At 57.1% G+C, this 16419-nt stretch carries 19 protein-coding genes; 12 read left to right on the top strand and 7 right to left on the bottom strand.

All coding sequences use genetic code 11. The annotated features are described in order from the left end of the window. Positions 1 to 2: 2 nt before the first annotated feature. Both J0L98_RS00095 and J0L98_RS00090 read right to left on the bottom strand, forming a co-directional pair. On the bottom strand, positions 3 to 623 hold the full coding sequence (locus J0L98_RS00095; RefSeq protein ID WP_296409210.1) for an arylesterase: 621 nt from the start codon (positions 621 to 623) through the stop codon (positions 3 to 5). 7 nt (positions 624 to 630) lie between these two features. Further along, positions 631 to 1437, bottom strand: coding sequence for an inositol monophosphatase family protein (locus J0L98_RS00090; RefSeq protein WP_296409209.1), 807 nt, complete (start codon positions 1435 to 1437; stop codon positions 631 to 633). A gap of 77 nt (positions 1438 to 1514) precedes the next feature. Here J0L98_RS00090 and J0L98_RS00085 point away from each other — a divergent pair, with 77 nt between their 5' ends. From J0L98_RS00085 to J0L98_RS00030, 12 genes are all read left to right on the top strand, one after another. Next, positions 1515 to 2237, top strand: a complete 723-nt coding sequence (locus tag J0L98_RS00085; protein ID WP_296409208.1) for an RNA methyltransferase — start codon at positions 1515 to 1517, stop codon at positions 2235 to 2237. Positions 2238 to 2326: 89 nt separating this feature from the next. Continuing rightward, entirely contained in the window at positions 2327 to 3091 is a 765-nt protein-coding gene (gene cysE, locus J0L98_RS00080; RefSeq protein WP_296409207.1) for a serine O-acetyltransferase, read from the top strand. A 101-nt stretch (positions 3092 to 3192) separates the two neighbouring features. After that, positions 3193 to 3681, top strand: coding sequence for a Fe-S cluster assembly transcriptional regulator IscR (gene iscR / locus J0L98_RS00075; RefSeq protein WP_296402296.1), 489 nt, complete (start codon positions 3193 to 3195; stop codon positions 3679 to 3681). Between the two features lie 19 nt (positions 3682 to 3700). Continuing rightward, a complete protein-coding gene (locus tag J0L98_RS00070; RefSeq protein WP_296409206.1) occupies positions 3701 to 4849 on the top strand; it encodes a cysteine desulfurase family protein in 1149 nt (382 codons plus the stop codon). A 41-nt stretch (positions 4850 to 4890) separates the two neighbouring features. After that, the gene (locus J0L98_RS00065) at positions 4891 to 6102 is read left to right on the top strand and encodes an IscS subfamily cysteine desulfurase (protein ID WP_296409205.1); all 1212 of its coding nucleotides are present in this window, start codon (positions 4891 to 4893) and stop codon (positions 6100 to 6102) included. 13 nt (positions 6103 to 6115) lie between these two features. Further along, entirely contained in the window at positions 6116 to 6499 is a 384-nt protein-coding gene (gene iscU / locus J0L98_RS00060) for a Fe-S cluster assembly scaffold IscU (protein WP_296402303.1), read from the top strand. Between the two features lie 13 nt (positions 6500 to 6512). Continuing rightward, the gene (iscA, locus tag J0L98_RS00055) at positions 6513 to 6836 is read left to right on the top strand and encodes an iron-sulfur cluster assembly protein IscA (RefSeq protein ID WP_296409204.1); all 324 of its coding nucleotides are present in this window, start codon (positions 6513 to 6515) and stop codon (positions 6834 to 6836) included. Positions 6837 to 6890: 54 nt separating this feature from the next. Then, on the top strand, positions 6891 to 7421 hold the full coding sequence (gene hscB, locus J0L98_RS00050) for a Fe-S protein assembly co-chaperone HscB (protein WP_296409203.1): 531 nt from the start codon (positions 6891 to 6893) through the stop codon (positions 7419 to 7421). Beyond that, positions 7421 to 9289: a Fe-S protein assembly chaperone HscA gene (gene hscA / locus J0L98_RS00045; RefSeq protein WP_296409202.1), complete on the top strand. Its 1869-nt coding sequence runs from the start codon at positions 7421 to 7423 to the stop codon at positions 9287 to 9289. The genes hscB and hscA overlap by 1 nt, the downstream gene beginning before the upstream one ends. 15 nt (positions 9290 to 9304) lie before the next feature. After that, on the top strand, positions 9305 to 9649 hold the full coding sequence (fdx, locus tag J0L98_RS00040) for an ISC system 2Fe-2S type ferredoxin (protein ID WP_296402312.1): 345 nt from the start codon (positions 9305 to 9307) through the stop codon (positions 9647 to 9649). Further along, a complete protein-coding gene (gene iscX / locus J0L98_RS00035; protein WP_296402315.1) occupies positions 9646 to 9840 on the top strand; it encodes a Fe-S cluster assembly protein IscX in 195 nt (64 codons plus the stop codon). Before fdx ends, iscX begins: the two co-directional genes overlap by 4 nt. Further along, entirely contained in the window at positions 9840 to 10334 is a 495-nt protein-coding gene (locus tag J0L98_RS00030) for a glutathione peroxidase (RefSeq protein ID WP_296409201.1), read from the top strand. The genes iscX and J0L98_RS00030 overlap by 1 nt, the downstream gene beginning before the upstream one ends. On the opposite strand, the gene J0L98_RS00025 is transcribed toward J0L98_RS00030, so the two are convergent. The 5 genes from J0L98_RS00025 to J0L98_RS00005 all read right to left on the bottom strand — a co-directional run bounded on the left by J0L98_RS00025 (position 10335) and on the right by J0L98_RS00005 (position 16158). Then, positions 10335 to 10784, bottom strand: coding sequence for a response regulator (locus J0L98_RS00025; protein WP_296402320.1), 450 nt, complete (start codon positions 10782 to 10784; stop codon positions 10335 to 10337). A 138-nt stretch (positions 10785 to 10922) separates the two neighbouring features. Beyond that, entirely contained in the window at positions 10923 to 11864 is a 942-nt protein-coding gene (prmB, locus tag J0L98_RS00020; RefSeq protein ID WP_296409200.1) for a 50S ribosomal protein L3 N(5)-glutamine methyltransferase, read from the bottom strand. Further along, entirely contained in the window at positions 11861 to 12343 is a 483-nt protein-coding gene (locus J0L98_RS00015) for a M20/M25/M40 family metallo-hydrolase (protein WP_296409199.1), read from the bottom strand. The genes prmB and J0L98_RS00015 overlap by 4 nt, the downstream gene beginning before the upstream one ends. 1 nt (position 12344) lies before the next feature. Then, positions 12345 to 14819: a leucine--tRNA ligase gene (gene leuS, locus J0L98_RS00010; RefSeq protein ID WP_296409198.1), complete on the bottom strand. Its 2475-nt coding sequence runs from the start codon at positions 14817 to 14819 to the stop codon at positions 12345 to 12347. A 76-nt stretch (positions 14820 to 14895) separates the two neighbouring features. Next, the gene (locus J0L98_RS00005) at positions 14896 to 16158 is read right to left on the bottom strand and encodes a hypothetical protein (protein ID WP_296409197.1); all 1263 of its coding nucleotides are present in this window, start codon (positions 16156 to 16158) and stop codon (positions 14896 to 14898) included. Positions 16159 to 16419 lie beyond the last annotated feature (261 nt).

Here is a 16419-nt window from a genome sequence, read left to right as displayed (position 1 = left end):
TTCTAGCGGCGCAGCAGCGGGGCGAGTTCCCGCCAGATGGTGTCGAGGATGATGGGCTGGGCGTCGGCAACCGGGTGGATCCCGTCCTGCTGGAAGAAGTGCCGCTTGTCGGCAAAGCCTTCCATCATGAAGGGCACCAGTCGGACCTTGTTGCTGCGGGCCAGATCCTTGAAGGCGTTCTCGAAGCTTGCGGTGTAATCGGGCCCGTAATTCGGGGGCATGCGCATGCCCACCAGCAGTATCTTGGCCCCGGCTTGCCGGCTGGAGTCGATCATGGCCTGCAGATTGGCCGCCATGAGCTTTGGCGGCAGGCCGCGCAGGCCGTCGTTGGCCCCAAGCTCGATGACCACCACGGCCGGCTTGTGGGCCTGCAGGGCAGTCGGCAGCCGGCTGCGCCCGCCGGAGGTGGTTTCGCCGCTGATGCTGGCATTGACCACCTTGTGGGGCAGTTTGGCGTCGGCGATGCGCTTTTCCAGCAGGCTCGGCCAGGCCTGCTGGATCTGCAGGCCATAACCGGCCGAGAGGCTGTCGCCCCAGATCAGCACGGTGTCAGCCCAGGCCGGGGCCCCGACGAGCATGAGGCCGGCCAGGGCGATACCCAGCAATGTCTTGAGCGTTGACATCAATACGTCAGGCCGGCAGTGCGTCGCCGCAGTGGCCCTGGATCAGTTGCAGCAGCTGGGGAAAGACCTTGGGCGTACCCGCAACCACGTTGCCCGACGTCAGGTAGGTGGACTCACCGGCCAGATCGCTGACCAGGCCGCCGGCTTCGCTGATCAACAGGCTGCCGGCCGCCATGTCCCAAGGCGACAGGCCAAATTCCCAGAAGGCGTCGAGGCGCCCGGCCGCCACATAGGCCAGGTCAAGCGCTGCTGCACCCGGGCGGCGCAGGCCGGCGGTTTTCTGGGTGAGCTCCTTGAAGATCGCCAGGTAGGTGTCCACGTTGCGGAACTGCCGGTACGGGAAACCCGTGCCCACCAGGGCATCCTGCAGCTTGACGCGCTTGGAGACGCGGATGCGCCGGTCGTTGAGGAAGGCGCCGGCACCTTTCGAAGCCGTGAACATCTCGTTGCGGTTGGGATCAAACACCACTGCTTGCTCAACCACACCCTTGCGGGCCAGGGCGATGGAGATCGCGTACTGGGGAAAGCCATGCAGGAAATTGGTGGTACCGTCGAGGGGGTCGATGATCCACTGGTACTCGCTCTCCGCCTCAGGTCCGGTCTCGCCGGACTCTTCTGCTAAAATGCTGTGGCTCGGATAGGCCTCGCGGAGTACCTGGATGATGGCTTCTTCGGCAGCCCGATCAACCTCCGAAACAAAATCATTGGGGCTCTTGGTTTCGACACGGATCAGATCCAGGTCGAGGGAAGCCCTGTTGATGACGGTGGCAGCACGGCGTGCGGCCTTGATGGCGATGTTCAGAGTGGGATGCATGGGTGTCTGGCAAGGTCTGCCGGCCCGGGCAGGAGGCCCACCGGTCGACTCTAATTTGGAAAACCGCACATTTTAATATGAACCTCGATAACGCGCTTGGGCGCGTGCGTGTCGTTCTCTCCCGAACCAGTCATCCAGGCAATATCGGTGCAGCAGCCAGAGCCATGAAGACCATGGGTCTGACGCAGCTCGTGCTCGTTTCGCCGCACAGTTTTCCCGATCCGGTGGCGACGGCCCGCGCGGCCGGGGCCGACGACATCCTCGCCGGCGCTCGCGTGGTGGACACCCTGGCCGAGGCCCTGGAGGGAACCGTCTTTGCCGCAGCGATGACGGCCCGCCGCCGGGAGATGGCCGTGCCGATGAAGTGGGCGCGGGAGGCGGCCGGCGAACTGGTGAGCCTGACCGGCCATGGCGATGTGGCCCTGGTCTTTGGTAATGAGACGAAGGGGCTCTCCAATGATGATGTGGCCCTCTGTCACATGCCGGTCAAGGTGCCGGTCAGTGAGACCTACTCGTCCCTTAACCTCGGGGCGGCAGTGCAGGTGCTGTGCTACGAACTGCGCATGGCGGCCCTGGACCCGGGGCTGGCGCCATCGATCGAATTCGAGCCGGCAACCCACGAGCAGATCGAGGGTTTCTATGCGCACCTTGATCGGGCAATCACCGCCAGCGGTTTCTTCAATCCGGAGAACTCCAAGCGTCTATGGCCGCGGCTGCGGCGTCTCTTCGGACGCATCCGACTGGAGAGGGACGAAATCAACATCCTGCGCGGCATGTTGAATGCCTTCGAGAAGAAGTAGACTAAAATAGTCGGAAATAGATCGGCCGGATACCGGAAGGGTGTTCAGCCCGATACCGATAGCGCGTTCATTTTTTGGAGTCTCTCCCCATGTTCAGTCGTATGCGTGAAGACGTGGCCAACGTTCTCGAACGGGACCCGGCGGCGCGCTCCAGGTGGGAAGTACTCACCTGCTATCCGGGCATGCATGCCCTGTGGCTGCATCGCTTTGCCCACTGGGCATGGCGGCGTGGGTATTGCTGGCTCGGCCGGTTCACGAGCCATATTGGCCGGATGCTCACGGGCATCGAGATTCACCCCGGCGCAACGATCGGTCGTCGAGTGTTCATTGATCACGGCATGGGTGTGGTGATCGGTGAGACCGCGGAAGTGGGAGACGATTGCACTATCTACCAGGGCGTGACCTTGGGCGGCACCTCGCTTTACCGGGGGGCCAAGCGCCATCCGACCCTCCGGCGGGGGGTGGTCATTGGCGCGGGCGCCAAAGTCCTGGGGGGGTTCGAGGTGGGCGATGGGGCCAAGGTCGGCTCCAACGCAGTTGTGGTCAAGCCTGTTCCCGCAGGGGCGACCGCCGTGGGCAATCCGGCTCGCATCATTGAAGCCGCTACCGACGGCGTGAGTCGGGAGCGGGAGGCCAAGGCCGAGCAGATGGGTTTCACGGCTTACGGTGTGACCCGTGATATGGATGATCCCGTCTCCAAGGCGCTCCATGGGCTGCTGGACCATGCTGTCGAGACGGATCGGCGAATTCGCGTGCTGGTGGAGCAGCTTGCGGAGTCCGGGATCTGCGTCGATGCGGCGGCCAAGGCTGAAGACGGGTTTGATCCGAAAGGCCTGGGCAGGATGGTTGATTGAGGGCTTGGGATCACGGCACCAAAATAGTTGATTGATTTTGTCGGGTTTGGTATTGTTGAGTGAATTGTTCAACTATTAATCCATCTGCTTCAGGAGCCGACATGAGACTCACCACCAAAGGTCGTTTTGCGGTCACGGCGATGATAGATCTGGCGCTTCGTTGTGCGGACGGGCCGGTGACGCTGGCCGGAATCGCCGACCGTCAGAAGATCTCCCTGTCTTACCTGGAGCAGCTGTTTGGAAAGCTGAGGCGTTTCGAGCTGGTCAGCAGTGTCCGTGGCCCGGGTGGCGGCTATGCCTTGGCGCGGGAGATGGATTCGATCACCGTTGCAGACATTATTGCTGCCGTGGATGAGCCCCTGGATGCCACGTCCTGCGGCGGGAAGGAAAACTGCCACGATGAGCATCGTTGCATGACCCATGATCTATGGACCAATCTCAACCGCCGAATGTATGAGTACCTCCATTCGGTGACCCTGGCCAGTCTGGTCGAGCAGCAGCGTCAGAAGGCCGCTTCGGTGTCAGTGCTTCATGATGAGCGCAGTTCGACGGCTTGCCGGTCTGGCAGCAAGCTGACCCTGACGGCCTGAAGGGTTCGGGAGCGCCACGGTGTTTGCACCGGTTTATCTCGATCACAACGCCACGACGCCGCTGGACCCTCTGGTGAGGGAGGCCATGCTCCCCTGGCTGGGTGCTCGTTTCGGCAATGCATCGAGCCGCCATGAGTACGGACGGGCAGCCCGCAAGGCGATCGACGAAGCGCGGAGCAGGGTGGCAGCGGCCGTGAATGCACACCCGACCGAGGTGATCTTCACCAGTGGTGGGTCGGAAGCCAACAACCTTTTCATCAAGGGGGCTGCGGCCATGATGAAACCCGGGTTGGTGGCGCTGAGTGCCATTGAGCATCCCTGCGTGCGTGAGCCCGCCCGGCAGTTGATGCGGAGCGGCTGGTGCTGCGAGGAGATTGCGGTTGATGGATCAGGGCGCATCGACCCCCAGGCCTTTGATCGCGTGCTGGCGGACAAGCCCCGGATCGTTTCGGTCATGCTGGCCAACAACGAGACGGGCGTGATCCAGGATGTGGAAGTGCTCGCGGGTGCCATCCGCAAGCGTGGCGGCTGGATGCACTGCGATGCGGTGCAGGCATTGGGCAAGATTCCTGTGGATTTCCGGGCACTCGGTGTGCATGGACTGACCCTGTCGGCTCACAAGATCCATGGTCCGCTTGGCGTCGGCGCCCTGATTGTCGACAAGCGTGTCGAGCTGGCGCCGCTGGTGGCGGGCGGGGGGCAGGAGCGCAGTCTGCGTTCGGGAACGGAGAACGTGATGGCCATCGTCGGATTCGCGGCGGCCTGCGATGTGGCGGTGACGATGCGCGACGAGCGTAGCGCCCACCTTGCTGCCTTGAGGGATGCATTGGAACGGGGGCTGACTGCCCTGGGGGCGCGGCTGTTTTCGGCGGAAGCCCCCCGGCTGCCCAATACCAGCTTCTTTGCGATTCCGGGGGTGGATGGCGATACTTTGGTGGGCAGGCTGGACCGGGCGGGCTTTGCGGTGGCGAGCGGTTCTGCGTGCTCAAGTGCCGATCCGGAGCCGTCCCATACTTTGCTTTCCATGGGGGTTGACCCGGAGCTTGCGCGGTCGGCGGTTCGAGTCAGTCTCGGGGCCGGCAATACGCGGCAGGATGTGGATGGATTTTTGGCTGCGCTGGGCGAAAGTCTGGCGAGCCTTCGAACGATGACCGCAGTGGCGGTCTAAGTTCTTGGAACGACTCAATTTGCTGCGCGGAGAAGATGAAAATGCTCAAGTTTCCGATCTACCTTGATTATTCGGCAACCACGCCGGTGGACCCCCGTGTGGCCGAGAAGATGATTCCCTACCTGACCGAGTTGTTCGGCAACCCGGCTTCACGAAGCCATTCCTACGGCTGGACTGCAGAGAAGGCTGTGGAGGACGCGCGCGAGGAGGTCGCTGCCCTGGTGAACGCAGATGCCAAGGAGATCATCTGGACTTCCGGCGCCACCGAATCCAACAATCTGGCGATCAAGGGTGCTGCACACTTCTACTCGGGCAAGGGCAAGCACATCATTACCCTCAAGACCGAACACAAGGCGGTGCTGGATACGGTTCGAGAGCTTGAGCGTCAGGGCTTCGAGGCCACCTATCTGGATGTGCAGGAGAACGGCCTGCTCGACCTTGAGGTTCTCAAGGCCGCGATTCGTCCGGATACCGTTGTGGTGTCGGTGATGTTCGTGAACAACGAAGTGGGCGTGATCCAGCCGATCGCCGAAATCGGTGAGCTGTGTCGCGAGAAGGGCATCATCTTTCACGTGGATGCAGCCCAGGCCACCGGCAAGGTCGCGATCGATCTGGCCACCCTCAAGGTGGATCTGATGTCCTTCAGTGCCCACAAGACCTACGGCCCCAAGGGGATCGGCGCCCTCTACGTGCGCCGCAAGCCGCGGGTTCGGCTGGAAGCGCAGATGCACGGGGGCGGCCATGAACGCGGGCTGCGTTCCGGCACTTTGGCCACCCACCAGATCGTCGGCATGGGTGAGGCCTTCCGCCTGGCCCGCCTCGAAATGGCCGAGGAAAACGCACGCGTGCTGGCTTTGCGTGACCGCCTGCTGGCCGGCCTGACCACCATTGAGGAGACCTTCGTCAATGGCGATCTGGCCGACCGCGTTCCCCACAATCTCAACATCAGCTTCGCCTATGTGGAAGGCGAATCCCTGATCATGGCGATCAAGGATATCGCCGTATCGAGCGGCTCTGCCTGTACCTCGGCCAGCCTCGAGCCATCCTACGTACTGCGGGCCCTGGGGCGTAATGACGAACTGGCCCATAGCTCCATCCGTTTCACCATCGGCCGCTTCACGACGGTCGAGGAAGTCGATTACACCATCGACCTGCTGCGCCGCAAGATCGGCAAGCTCCGCGAACTGTCGCCCCTGTGGGACATGTTCAAGGAAGGCATCGATCTCGACACCGTGCAGTGGGCTGCGCACTGACAGGAGAAAGAAAATGGCATACAGCGAGAAGGTTCTGGATCACTACGAAAACCCCCGTAACGTCGGCGCCTTCGGCAAGGAAGACGGGGACGTGGGAACCGGTATGGTGGGAGCGCCCGCCTGCGGCGACGTGATGAAACTGCAGATCAAGGTAGGCAAGGATGGCGTCATTGAGGATGCCAAGTTCAAGACCTATGGCTGTGGCTCCGCCATTGCTTCTAGCTCCCTTGTCACCGAGTGGGTAAAGGGCAAGACCCTGGATCAGGCGCTGGAGATCAAAAACACTGCCATCGCAGAGGAATTGGCGCTGCCGCCTGTCAAGATTCACTGCTCCATCCTGGCCGAGGACGCCATCAAGGCAGCGGTCGAGGACTACAAGAAGAAGCACAACGGCTGAAGGAGAAGCGACTATGGCAGTCACCCTGTCTGACAAGGCAGCAGCCCATATCGGCAATTTCATCGCCAAGCGCGGCAAGGGGGTGGGTATCCGCCTCGGCGTGCGCACTTCGGGTTGCTCGGGCATGGCCTACAAGCTCGAGTTTGCCGATGAGGTACTGGCGGAAGACGTGGTTTTCGAAAGTCATGGACTGAAAGTCCTGATTGATCCCAAAAGCCTGCCCTATATGGACGGAACAGAGCTGGATTTCGTCCGTGAGGGGCTCAATGAAGGTTTCAAGTTCAACAACCCGAATGTGAAGGGCGAATGCGGCTGCGGCGAGAGTTTCACCGTCTGATCGCGATGCCAGCGTATTCGCGGTTCGCCCGTCCGTTCGGACAGAGGGTTCGACATGCTTGATCTGAAGCAGGATTACTTTGCACTCTTCGGTCTGCCGACCGGTTTTACCATCGACATGGACCGGCTCGAACAGGCCTATCTTGACATCCAGGGGCGGGTCCACCCGGATCGCTTTGCCCACCTGTCCGATGCCGACAAGCGTCTGTCGATGCAATGGGCCACCCACGCCAACGAAGCCTTCCGCACCCTCAAGAGCCCGCTCACCCGTGGGCAGTATCTGCTTGAGCTGCAGGGCGTTGATCCGGCTTTCGAAACCAATACGGCGATGTCCTCCGACTTCCTGATGGAGCAGATGGAGTGGCGCGAAGCCCTCGGCGAAGCGCGCGAGGCGGCAGACGAAGAGGTGTTGGAGGATCTTTCCCGCCGCATCCGTCATGCCAATCGCACGCTGATCGAACAGTTGGGGGAGGAGCTCGATCAGAAGCGCGACCTGCGTGCGGCCGCCGATACGGTACGCCGGCTGAAATTTCTCGAAAAGCTGCAACACGAAATCAATGACGCCTTGACGGCGCTGGAATCCTGATGGCCTTGCTGCAGATCTCAGAACCAGGGATGTCCACCGCGCCGCATCAGCACCGGCTTGCGGTTGGGATTGATCTGGGTACCACGAATTCCCTAGTTGCAACGGTGCGCAATGGCGTGGCCTTGTGTCTTCAGGATGACGACGGGAAGGTGCTGCTGCCTTCGGTCGTGCATTACCTTGCAGACGGCCAGATCGTCGTGGGACGCAAGGCCCAGTCTGCGCAGGCGGTGGACCCGCGTAACACCATTGTCTCGGTGAAGCGTTTCATGGGGCGCGGGCTGAGGGACGTTTCCCACGTCGAGACCATGCCCTATGACTTTGTCGACGCCGAAGGCATGGTCCGCTTGCGCACCGTGCAAGGTGTCAGGAGCCCTGTCCAGGTATCTGCCGAGATCCTGAAGGATCTTCGGGTGAGAGCCGAACGCAGCCTGGGGGGCGAGTTGACCGGGGCGGTCATCACCGTGCCGGCCTATTTCGATGACGCCCAGCGTCAGGCCACCAAGGATGCGGCGCGTCTTGCGGGCCTCAACGTATTGCGGCTGCTCAATGAGCCCACGGCCGCTGCCATTGCCTATGGCCTGGAGAACGCATCGGAGGGGACTTACGCTGTCTACGATCTGGGTGGAGGGACATTTGACATCTCCATCCTGCGCCTGTCGCGGGGCGTGTTCGAGGTGGTGGCGACCAATGGGGACGCGTCCCTTGGAGGGGATGATTTCGATCATCGCCTGTTCTGCTGGATACTCGACAACGCCGGGATCTCCCTGCCTTCCGATCGGGATGCCCGACGTCTGTTGATGAAGGCCCGTGAGGTCAAGGAGCGTTTAAGCCTCGATGAGTCGGTGGCGATCCGGATGACGCTGGAGCGCGGCGATGAGGTGGACCTGGCCATTGACCGGTCGGTCTTCGTTGAGATAACCCGTCCTCTTGTCGCCAAGACCCTGAAACCGGTCAAGAAGGCGCTGCGTGACGCCGGGCTCGAACCCGGGGATGTGAAGGGTGTGGTGATGGTGGGCGGTGCGACGCGCATGCCCCACGTGCAGCAGGCCGTTGGTGAGTTCTTTGGCCAGACACCCTTGACCAACCTTGATCCGGATACCGTCGTGGCCATCGGCGCGGCGATACAGGCCAACGTACTGGCGGGCAATCGGGCCGTGGAAGACGAATGGCTGCTCCTCGACGTCATTCCTCTTTCCCTCGGAATCGAGACAATGGGCGGGCTGGTCGAAAAGATCATTCCCCGTAACGCAACCATCCCTACGGCGCGGGCCCAGGATTTCACGACCTTCAAGGATGGCCAGACGGCGATGGCGTTCCATGTCGTGCAGGGTGAGCGGGAGTTGGTTTCTGCCTGTCGTTCGCTGGCACGGTTTGAGTTGCGGGGCATTCCGCCCCTGGTGGCGGGCGCGGCACGTATCCGTGTCACCTTCCAGGTGGATGCGGATGGCCTGTTGTCCGTATCGGCCCGGGAGCTGACCACCGGTGTCGAGGCACGGGTGGAGGTCAAGCCTTCCTACGGGCTGGCTGATCATGAAATTGCAGACATGCTCAGGGCCGGCTTCGAGAACGCTCGGGAGGACATGGAGCTACGCGGCCTGCGCGAACAGCAGGTCGAGGCGGAGCGGGTGGTCGAGGCGACGATGAAGGCGCTCGATGCCGACGGTGATCTGCTGAATACGAATGAGCGCGCAGCACTGGATGCGGCGATTGCTTCTCTGCGGGCGACTGCCGAAGGGCAGGATTCCCGTGCCATCAAGATTCAGCTGGAGGCTTTCAATCGGGCCTCCAACGAGTTTGCATCGCGCCGCATGGACAAGAGCATTCGCCAGGCTTTGGCGGGGCAGCGGATCGATGATCTACGCATCTGAACCCAAGACGACACCATGACCACACTTATCGTGCTTCCCCATGTGGAGCTTTGTCCGGACGGCGCAGTCATTGACGCCGAGCCGGGCCAGTCGATCTGCGATGCGCTTCTGCAGAATGACATTCCGATCGACCACGCCTGTGAGAAGTCCTGCGCGTGCACCACTTGTCATGTGGTTGTACGGGATGGTTTCAACAGTCTCGAGCCGGCGGAGGATCTCGAGGAAGATCTCCTGGACAAGGCCTGGGGGTTGGAGCCCACGTCCCGGCTGTCCTGTCAGGCCTTGGTGGGTGATACGCCGCTCACCGTCGAGATTCCCAAGTATTCGATCAACATGGTCAAGGAGGGCAAGCGGGGATGAAATGGACAGACGTGCAGGAAATCGCAATCCAGTTGTCGGAGGCCTACCCCGAGGTGGATCCCCTGAAGATCAATTTCGTCGACCTGATGAAATGGACCATGGCTTTGCCGGAATTCGATGATGACCCCAAGCACTGTGGTGAGCGAATCCTCGAAGGTATTCAGCAGGCCTGGATAGAGGAAGTGGCCTGATGTCCGCGACGCCGGGCAGCATCCTGGGCTTTGAGGCCAAGAGCCTGACCGGCGAAACGATACGCTTCGCTGACATGGCGGGGCGGGTCGTGCTCATCGTCAACACGGCCAGTGAATGCGGCTTCACCCCGCAGTATGCGGGGCTTCAGGCCCTTCACGAGGCCTATGCGGAGCGTGGTCTGGTGGTGGTTGGCTTTCCGTGCAACCAGTTTGGTGGCCAGGAGCCTGGCGATGCCGGCCGGATCGCTGAATTTTGCCAGCGTAACTACGGCGTCGGCTTTTTGATGGCCGAGAAGGTGCTGGTCAACGGCGAGGGCGCCCACCCCCTTTTCACGTATCTTACTTCGGCATTGCCCGGTGTTCTGGGCAGCCAGGCGATCAAGTGGAACTTCACCAAATTCCTGATCAACAAGGCGGGTGTGCCGGTGAAGCGCTACGCGCCGATGACGCCGCCCGGTGATCTGGGCGATGACATCGAAGCGCTTCTCCGCTGATCAGCGAGCCGTCGGGTCGGAGGGCTCGTTGAGCGACAGCCAGTAAAGGCCAAGCTGCCCAACGGCCTGCAGAAAACGCTCAAAATCCACCGGTTTGCGGATGTAGCTGTTTGCGCCAAGCCGATAGGCTTCGAAGATGTCCTGGTGCTCCTTGGAGGTCGTCAGAACGACCACCGGGAGAAGTGCGGTACGTTCGTCCGCACGGATCCGTCGTAACACTTCCAACCCGTCAATGCGTGGCAGTTTCAGATCGAGCAATACGAAGGCAGGCATGATCATGCTGTCCCGACTCGAGAACTGCCCGGTACAGAAGAGGTAATCCAGCGCCTCGACACCGTCCCGAGCAACCACCACCTGGTTCGCGATCTTGTTCTTGCTGAATGCCCGCAGCGTCAGGGCTTCATCGTCGGGGTTGTCCTCGACGAGGAGGATGGGGCGATCGGTCGCCATAAGAGCTCCTTGATCTTGCTTTTGTGTTTTTGTTGATTACGGTGTTTTTTGGGGAGAAGTGCCAAATCTCTCCATAGCAAGATCATAAGTACGGGAGCACCCAAATAAGGTGGACCAAATTCGCATTTTTGAGCGCTTTTACAACAATTGACCCGCTTCCAGCATGAAGATCTTGTTTTCGCCGCTAGGCCCGGACAACCAGGTCGGTGTCAAGTCAGGAAAGGTTTCTTCGACGATGTGCCGGTTGTGTCCGACTTCAACGGCAAGCAGCCCCTCGGGCTTGAGGTAGCGGGGGGCATCGGCGAGTAGCTGGCGTATCAGGTCCAGGCCGTCGTCGCCGGAGCCGAGAGCCAAGCCGGGCTCGTGCAGGTATTCGCTCGGCAGCGCATCCATGGCTGCTTGGGTCACGTAGGGCGGGTTGCTCAGGATGAAGTCAAAGCGCTGCTCGGGCACGGCCGTAAAGCCGTCGGACTGGATCACGGTGATCCGGTCCTCCAGTCCATAGGCAGCAACGTTCTCTCGGGCCACGTCAAGGGCATCCGGGGAGATGTCCACGGCGACGATCTGTGCGTTGGGGAAGGCATGGGCCATCAGGATGGCCAGGCAGCCGGATCCGGTACACATGTCCATGGCCGAGGTGACGGCCTCGGGGTCCTGGATCCAGGGGCTGAAGCCGTCCTGGAGCAGCTCGGCAAAGAACGAGCGCGGGATGATCACGCGCGGGTCGACCTTGAAGCGGAAATCCCCCAGCCAGGCTTCGCCGGTGATGTAGGCCGCCGGCAGGCGATCAACGGCGCGTTTCTCGATGACTTCGTAGATCTCCTCCCGCTCGTCGCCGGGAATGCAGGCGTCGAGGAAGGGCTCGAGACGATCCAGGGGCAGCGCCAGGGTATGGAGGACGAGATACACGGCTTCGTCGTAGGCGTCCTGCAAGCCGTGACCATAAAAGCAGCCAGCGCGATTGAAGCGGGTGACGGCGTAGCGGATCCAGTCGCGGACGGTGACGAGCTCGGCCATGGGGCCGTGCTCGTGTTCATGCTCATGCTCGTCGTCGTGTTCGAGGTGGTCGTCGTGGGTCATGCCGGTTCCGATGCGCTCAGCAGGTTTTCAAGGGTTCGGCGATAGATGGCCGACAGGGGAGCGACCGCGTCGATGGCGATGCACTCGTTGAGTTTATGAATGGTTGCATTAACGGGACCGAACTCCACGACCTGAGGGCAGATTTCTGCGATGAAGCGCCCGTCGGAGGTGCCGCCGGTGGTGGACAGTGCCGGCTTCAGCGCCAGGGTGTCGAATACGGCGGCCTCCATGGCGGCGACGAGGGAGCCGCGGGGGGTCAGGAACGGCTTGCCGCCGAGGGTCCAGGCCAGGTCATAGTCCAGGCCGTGCTTGTCGAGGATGGCGTGCACCTTCGACTTCAGATCATCGGCGATGACGAGGATTTCTCTCCTCTTTTTGTCGAGTTCGAGTACTTCATCAATTCTGTTTTTTTCGTTTTTGTTTTCGATTCCCTGTCTTACAACATCGGGATTCTCTCTTATAAATTTTAAGTCTAACATTTTATGCCTGTTTTACTATTACATTCAAAATTTTGTTTTTAACAAAGATCACTTTAATGATCTCTTTTCCTTCAATGAACTTGCCTGTTTTGGGGTCATTTTTTGCCGCATCAAAAACAGATTCCTGATCTGAATCGACGGGCATGTCAACGGTTCCTCTCATCTTGCCCGAGACCTGAACAGCTATCGTGACAGAGTCAACCGTCAAAGCTTCGGGGTCGGGGGTGAACTGATCGGGTTCCTCAAAAAGCGACTTTTCCCGTCCCAAAATGCTTGCAATTTCCTCGGCAAGATGTGGTGCCAGTGGAGCCAGCATCGAAGCAACCCTCAAGAGAGTGTATGTCTGAATTCCGGGTCTGCAGGCTGCGAGATTCTTTCCGAGTTCATTGCTCAGTTCCATCATCGAGGCAATAGCCGTATTGAATTTCAGATGCTCCATCTCATGCTGATATTTCGCGAGTGTTTTGTTCACATATCTGTAAACCGATTTTTCTTCACCGCTCAGATCTGCAAGATCATATTTTTCTTCAGACTTATGCTTTGTAAACCAGCCTGCATAGGTCTGAGCCATGTCATAAAGTCTCTGTGCAAACCGTTCAGTACCGGTAATTCCTGAATCACTCCAGTCACCACCAAGTTCGTAGGGTCCCATAAACATCAGGTATAGACGGAAAACATCAGAACCGTATTTATCGATGTATGGCTCGGGATTTACGACATTCCCTTTCGATTTCGACATCTTGGCACCCTGATTGGTGATTGTCCCCTGATGCACAAGCCTCATGAACGGTTCGGGAGTTTTTACAAGACCGATATCCATCAAAAATTTGTGGACAAAACGGGCATACAGCAGATGCATCACCGAGTGTTCCCTGCCACCGATATACATGTCAACGGGTGACCATTTATCAGTAAGCGAAGTGTCGATCATCCCGTCTTTAAATTTCGGATTCAGATAACGGAGGTAGTACCAGGAGGAGTCCACAAATGTATCCATCGTGTCGGGATCTCTTTCAGCAGGACCGCCACACTTCGGACAGGTTGTGTTCATAAATCCAGCATGTCTCCTCAAGGGTGAATCACCCTGAAGTTTAAACTCGACATCGTAGGGAAGTGTAACGGGAAGCTGCTCTTCGGGAACAGGGACCTCACCGCATGTATTACAGTAAACCACGGGAATCGGCGTTCCCCAATATCTCTGACGGGAAATCAGCCAGTCCCTCAGTCTGTAATTAACCTTGGCACATCCGTTCCCTGTTTTTTCAAGTTCTTTTATAACCGCTTCCTTACCGGCAATTGAGTTTAATCCCGTGAATTTACCCGAATTAACCATCGTTCCTGCCTCGGTAAATGCTTCGGCAAGTTCATCCTCGAGATTGGTACCTTCCTGAAGAATCACTTTTCTGATTGAAAGGTTAAACTTCTTCGCAAATTCAAAATCTCTCTCATCATGTCCGGGAACAGCCATAACACAGCCTGTTCCATAGGTTACGAGGACATAATCACCGATCCAAACAGGCACCGATTCACCGTTGATCGGATTAACCGCATACGAACCCGTGAACACACCCGATTTCTCTTTTGTTGTCGATTGTCTGTCAATATCGGTCAGATATGCGGTTTGTTCAACATATTTTTCAACAGACGATTTGTATTCGGGCTTCGTGAGTTTTGCTACAAGCGGATGCTCGGGAGCCAGGGTTACATAGGTAACACCAAAAAGTGTGTCAGGTCGGGTAGTAAAAACTTTTATTACCTCTTCACTTCCTTCCACCTTAAATTCGACTTCGGCACCTACACTTCTGCCAATCCAGTTGCGCTGTTTGGTCTTTGTCTCCTCGGGCCAGTCAATCAGATCAAGATCTTCAAGCAGTCTGTCGGCATAGGCTGTGGTCTTAAAGAACCACTGTACAAGGTTTTTTTGAATAACGGGACTTCCGCATCTCTCACAGCTTCCATCCCCGAGTACCTGTTCATTAGCCAAAACTGTCTGGCACGAAGTACACCAGTTTACGGGTGATTTTTTGCGGTATGCGAGTCCTTTTTTGTAGAGCTGAAGAAAAAGCCACTGATTCCATTTGTAATATTCGGGATCACATGTCATCAATTCACTGTTTGAATCATACATGCAGCCGATTCTTTTGAGCTGGGCTCTGATATCTTCGATGTTTTTCAGGGTGCTGTCCAATGGATGAACACCCGTTTTTATTGCGTAGTTTTCGGCGGGAAGACCAAACGCATCGTAACCAAACGGTTCGTAAACATTATATCCCATCAATTTTCTGAATCGTGCCCATGTGTCAGCGGGACCATAATTGTACCAGTGACCACAGTGAAGTTTTGCCCCTGAAGGGTAAATAAACATTACCAGGGAGTAAAGCTTTTTGGCAGGATCATTAAGATCAGTCTTGTAAACCCCGTGCTCGTCCCAGTATTTTTGCCATTTCGGCTCGATTTCGCTTGCTTGATATTTCATACTTATAAAGTCTTAATATTTTAAATATTTCAAACTTTAAAAATAGGAATATTTGGGGAATTACTGTTTCAGACTGTCATTCCTTCACAATCATGAGGAGTGCGGCATCCCCTCCTGAAAGTTGCAATTTTACATAATCTGAACTGCCCGGTCTGTCCTGTAAAAAGCGGCCGGGTGTCGTGTTTTGTGAATCAGACAAGTTCAGAATTTTAAATCTTTTGAATGGAACACTCTCCACATCGATAAATACCTTTACTTCCCTGACCGCATGAGTAGTTGGATCACGGTCAGTATCATCACAAAATTTGTTCACAACATAGAGAAGTAAAGTGTCAGGTGAAAAAGTCCTTTCCTTGCCGCTCAGTCCGTTGGTATAACCAAACAGTCCTGCTTCAATATAAGGTATTGAGTCAGGAATATCTTTGTCAAGAAGTCTGCTGCTGATCGAACTGATCCATTTTCTTCCTCTATCGAGACGATATTTCCCGCCATTCTGATCTGATGTAAACCCGTTAAGCCAATTGCCACGCAAAATGTATTTTTCTATCGATTTGATTGTGGTTATGGTTTCTTTCACTGCCAAGTATCTGTCATTTCCTGTTTGTTCCGCATAGCCTCTTGAGAAACAGACTTCCTTGCTGTCATCATCGTATTTTCTCCCGGCATCGTCAAAGAGTCCGTAAGTTGCAAGCACTTCACTCCCTTCCACGAGAGGTTGTCTGAACATCGGGACCATTGTCGGTACCATATAATACATGAAACCTTTTGCTCCATAAGCTATTGCGAGATTACACATCGCCTTGACTTCCTCGGGTGTCGGTGCCCGGAGTTCACCGAATTTGGGTCTGTAGGAGTATTTTCCGTTACCTTCGTATCTTATGGTCTGAGATGCAGCCACTTGAATGGTGTGAAAAAGGGGGATGTCATCACCCGGGATTCCTGATGTGTAATTTTGGGATGCTTCGATTGCGGAAAGATAGCCCATGTGTTGCATCCTGTCGCGGTCGTGACCCGGATATTTAAGTACAGGTTCACCTTTGTAGCAGATCATCTCATCAAAAGCCCTCTGAAGTCTTGCCTGATCATCATATCCTTTTGGAATCTCCCTGATCAGGGGATAGAAATCATAAAGGAGATAATTTTTATAAAACTGTTCACCTTTGGACATTTCCCTGTCGAAAGCAAGATTCCAGTTCCAGGCACCACCTGTTGCACCATTAATGTCAAGTCTTTCCTTGTTCGTTCCCCTTCTCAACATTTTCTGATATTCCCCCCTGATCTTGGTCGTAAGCATGTATGGTTCATCATAATATGCCGATTCAAAAAGAGGATTATCCATGTATTTACCGGTTTTTGAATTGATCGCAGACTCAATCTCCGAGCGAAGTTTCCCGTTTGAATAGAACTCCCTGAAATGTCCCACCTGCGATTGCGGTCCCTGGAGTGCTCACCCACGCCACGCCAGAGCCACCAAAACTCGTGTCCCAAACTCCCGCATCAGAGATCTTAATCAAGCCACTAGCTGCAGCCCCTGACGCACCAGAGAGAAGGGTTGCGTAGATTGCGTGATCCGAACCAACGCCCGTGGTCCAAAAAGCGC

This window comes from Zoogloea sp. (genome assembly GCF_017302315.1).
In the GTDB taxonomy this organism is placed as follows: Bacteria; Pseudomonadota; Gammaproteobacteria; order Burkholderiales; family Rhodocyclaceae; genus Zoogloea.
This window is presented reverse-complemented; position numbering and strand designations above follow the sequence as displayed.